Below are 3918 nucleotides of genomic sequence, written 5' to 3' on the forward strand. Positions count from 1 at the left end.
GGCGGGATTTGGGGTGACAAAGATAGATGCGCAAGGCTCTCGCGGAAAGGCTTACATAATCTACAGTATAATAAACAGGAAGGAAGTCTCAGAGTTTGAAAGAATAGCTCAAGAATGCGTACCAAAGGCGTTTATGTCTGTTGAAGATATCCGGAAGGTTAGGGAAGGAGTCTTCTTGCCAAGAGATACATTGCGAATAAGAAGAGAATCGCCTTTAAGAAAATCGAAGTGACCTCTGTATGGATTACTACGAGAAAGAGATAAGGGTTCGGCCCTCATCTCGTTATGTCGTTAACGATGTTACCGTCTTTTATTTCGATTATTCTGTCAGTTTCTTCTGCGATCCTTCTGTCATGAGTGATGATCACGAAGGTTGTTCCGTATTTCTTGTTAAGGCTGCGCATGAGATTGAAGACCTTTGACGAAGTATCTGAATCGAGATTACCTGTCGGCTCGTCCGCGAGGATGATTTTCGGATTATTTATGAGTGCCCTCGCGATTGCCGTTCTCTGCTGTTGACCTCCGGACATATTTGGCGCAAGATTGTTCCTGACCATGCTGATTTCAACAATATCCATAAGCTCTCTCGCTCTTTCTACTACTTCTTTCGTTGGTTTGAGACCCTTTATTCTGTACGGGAGAATTACGTTCTCAAAAGCAGTGAATTCCGGAAGGAGGTAATGAAACTGGAAGATAAATCCTATTGTTTCGTTTCTTACTTTTGCGAGTTCATTCTTATTCATTTTGTTTGTCTTCCTGCCGGAAATCGTTACTTCTCCGCTAGATGGCTTATCAAGAGTTCCAATAATATTCATCAGTGTAGACTTTCCGCTTCCAGATTGGCCGACTATCGAGATGAAAGAAGATTCTTCGATCGCAAGATTTATTCCATGCAGCACTTCGGTTTTGACAACGGTTCCGTATTCTTTCTTTATCTCTTCAAGCTTTATAATATCAGCCATTTCTTATCACCTCAACCGGACTGAGTTTGGAGGATCTTCTTGCAGGAACCATGGCTGCAATGGTCGAAGCACTTATGGCTATGATCGCAGAAAGCATTACAAATCCGTAGTTAAGAGAGATGCTTAATATTGGTTCTCCGTCTGGTCCAACGGCAAAGGTAGAAAACATTATTATAAGCAATAAGCCAAAGGCTATTCCAACAACAGCACCCACAACTCCCAGTGCGAGCCCCTGAAATAGGAAGACGAAGCTTGTTGTAGAATCTCTCAAACCCATTGCTTTTAGTATTCCTATCTGTCTCGATTTCTGGACTACAGTTACTGCCAGGACACTTGCTATTCCAAGCGAAACGGCAATAATTACGAAGACTTGAATCATTATACTTGAAATACTCTGTCCGTTCAGCCCGGAAAGGAGGTCCTCATTCTGGGACTTCCAATCTGTAACTTGTAGACTAGGATTCCGAAGAGCTTCCGAAATTAGTGAAGCGTTTTCATCGGCTCTGAAAACCTCGCTCACCTGCATTTCGATCGAAGTGACCGCATCGCCCAGATCCCCCACGGATTGAGCAGTATCGATCGTTGAGATCAGCCAGTTCCTATTGAGACTTGCAACTCCCAGATCAAAAATGCCGACGACTTCGAGGGTTTCGACTGTTCTGTCTGGAGTGAATATCGTTATTTTTTCACCGATTTTCACTTCCAGATCCTCTTTTAAACCCTTGCCGATCAAGATCTCTCTATAATTCTCCGGGATTTTACCATCTACTAGACGTGTATCGATCTTATATATTGCATTTGATTCGGGAAACTGAAGACCCCGAAGAAGAACCGATAAGGTTCTGTTGCCGCTGTCGATAAATACTGGAAGATCCGCGCTCGCCGAAAGAGCCGTTAGTTCCGTTGGAAGATCTAGAGAATCGATCTCCGAAATTATACTCTCCCAGTCTGCTACTCTATTGTCTTCTTCCGATGAAGTAATGGTAACTTGTGAAGAACTTCCGATTGTGGTGTCGACCAGGTCCTTTTGCAGTCCCTGAATGAGCGAGCCGATAAATACCTGGACGGATACCCCTATTGCAATCCCTAGAACTATGAGAAGAGTCTGTACCTTGCTGGATGATAGGAAACGCATTGCGATTGAAAATGCCAGTTTCATTTCTTATCACCCTCCCCGAATGAGAAGATTTCTCTCGGATCTTTCAGGAAAATATCGGCTCCCACTTCCTTCCAGTAATTGGGGTTCTTCTCGAAGGCCTTTCCGCCAACCACTATTCTTGATTTTCCACCGTGTTCCCTTATTTTGGTAATCATCCTACGTGTATTTATGAGGTTGTAGTAATTAGAAACACTAATAGCAATATAGGATGGATTAAGCTCTTTCATCGCTTCGAGGAAGGTGTCGAGAGGGGTATTTGCACCTACAAACGTCGAGTTATATCCTGCAATCGTGAAGATGTCTGAGATCATCCTGGCACCTATTTCATGATACTCTTCCGGTGGACAGAGAACTGCAACGGTAACCTCTTTCTCGGCAGATCTTTTGCCGCCTCTTTTCCCTATGATGTAGGGATAGCAACATTCCATTACGGTCCTGACGATTGAGCTTCTTATATGTTCGTTCCAGATGCACATCCTGTCACTTTCATAGTCGCACTCCCAGTTTCCGAGAGCAGGGCCGAGAATTTCCAGATATAGATCTACCACTTCAATGCTACCAGAATCCAGGGCGTCGATGCAGATTTCTACGGCTCTCTTTTTGTCCTGAGAATCTAGAGCCTCTATGAAACTACTTCTGATTTCGTTCAAGGTAACCTCCTTATTCCAGAGAATCTAGTCTCCTCGTATCATCGTCATCCAGGACTATACTCCCCGCTTCGAGATTTAGGCGCAGGTGATCTAGCTTCGATGCCTTCGGAATTACCACAACTCCTTCTTTGCCCAACAACCAAGCAAGCATTATTTGCTGTACAGTTGCGGAGTACTTCACGGCCAAATCCTTCAGCAGCTTCTCGGTCGATGGTTTCAAAGAGTTTCTTCTAAGCGGCGAATAGGCAGTCAGGGTTATTTCATGATTCTGACAGTAAGGAAGAAGCTCTTCCACTGGTTGTCTATCGTCAATGTTGAAGAGAACTTGATTGTTTACTATTGGTTGTTTCGAAACGGCAACCGCCTTCTTCAATAAAGGTGTGTCAAAGTTAGAAACGCCAATAAACTTGACTCTTCCATTCACTACTTCTTCACTCATAGCGTTCAGGGTCTCTTCGAGAGGAACATCGGGATTTGGCCAATGTATAAGGTAGAGATCAAGATAGTCCGTCCTGAGTCTTCTCAGAGTTCCTTCTAGAGCTCTGTGAAGTTCTTCCTTCCACAGATGGGTGGGCCAAACCTTAGAAGTAATGAACAGCTCTTCTCTGCTGAAGACCGAAATAGCCTCTCCTATTATTTCTTCGGTATGGCCTCCACCATAGTATTCCGCCGTGTCTATGTGCGTATAACCCATCTCAATTGCTCTGGATATTGTGTCGATATGCTCTTTGTCTCTAGATAGATCGGGAAGATCTCTTCCACCTATTTCCCATGTACCAATCCCTATGGCTGGAATTTCTCCCATATTCTTTCCCAAAGTTCTGTAAATCATTTTATTCACCCCTGTTCTTTACATTTTACATTAATGATTCGAAAGAAAGTAGCTTGTAAAACATTGCAAACTTCCATGAGCACGTAATTCATCATAATTAAATCTTCTCATGAGAATGTTATTAATGCATCAAAACAATCTACTCGAAGTCAAGATGAAGGAGATTAAGAACATCTCCCTTTGAGTTAGATTTAAACTTCATTCTCTGTATGTCAACCAGTGATTCTCGAGAATATGCTATAACGGATCTAATTAAGGTTGACAGTCCTTGAGGTATAATTGTTTAAACGGGCTGATCACTTTGCAGTTGCAGTT

General features: G+C 43.1%; 5 protein-coding genes. 1 reads left to right on the forward strand and 4 read right to left on the reverse strand.

Going from position 1 to position 3918, the window contains the following annotated elements; translation table 11 throughout:
* A partial coding sequence (locus BG32_RS00820) for a DUF2179 domain-containing protein (protein ID WP_121526231.1) occupies positions 1-232 on the forward strand: 232 nt, incomplete at its 5' end.
* Positions 233-275: 43 nt separating this feature from the next.
* On the opposite strand, the gene BG32_RS00825 is transcribed toward BG32_RS00820, so the two are convergent.
* Genes BG32_RS00825 through BG32_RS00840 form a run of 4 tightly spaced genes read right to left on the reverse strand, consistent with a single transcriptional unit; the run spans position 276 to position 3603 of the window.
* A complete protein-coding gene (locus tag BG32_RS00825) occupies positions 276-962 on the reverse strand; it encodes an ABC transporter ATP-binding protein (RefSeq protein WP_006488065.1) in 687 nt (228 codons plus the stop codon).
* On the reverse strand, positions 955-2121 hold the full coding sequence (locus BG32_RS00830; RefSeq protein ID WP_006488064.1) for an ABC transporter permease: 1167 nt from the start codon (positions 2119-2121) through the stop codon (positions 955-957). Before BG32_RS00830 ends, BG32_RS00825 begins: the two co-directional genes overlap by 8 nt.
* On the reverse strand, positions 2118-2771 hold the full coding sequence (locus BG32_RS00835; RefSeq protein WP_006488063.1) for a B12-binding domain-containing protein: 654 nt from the start codon (positions 2769-2771) through the stop codon (positions 2118-2120). Before BG32_RS00835 ends, BG32_RS00830 begins: the two co-directional genes overlap by 4 nt.
* Before the next feature lie 10 nt (positions 2772-2781).
* Positions 2782-3603, reverse strand: coding sequence for an aldo/keto reductase (locus BG32_RS00840; protein WP_006488062.1), 822 nt, complete (start codon positions 3601-3603; stop codon positions 2782-2784).
* Between the last annotated feature and the right edge of the window lie 315 nt (positions 3604-3918).

This window comes from Mesotoga sp. HF07.pep.5.2.highcov (assembly GCF_003666285.1).
In the GTDB taxonomy this organism is placed as follows: Bacteria; Thermotogota; Thermotogae; order Petrotogales; family Kosmotogaceae; genus Mesotoga; species Mesotoga prima.

Bases quoted from the DNA above. Each gene is read 5' to 3' on its own strand.
- BG32_RS00825 (WP_006488065.1), bottom strand. From the start codon at position 962: ATGGCTGATATTATAAAGCTTGAAGAGATAAAGAAAGAATACGGAACC.
- BG32_RS00830 (WP_006488064.1), bottom strand. From the start codon at position 2,121: ATGAAACTGGCATTTTCAATCGCAATGCGTTTCCTATCATCCAGCAAG.
- BG32_RS00840 (WP_006488062.1), bottom strand. From the start codon at position 3,603: ATGATTTACAGAACTTTGGGAAAGAATATGGGAGAAATTCCAGCCATA.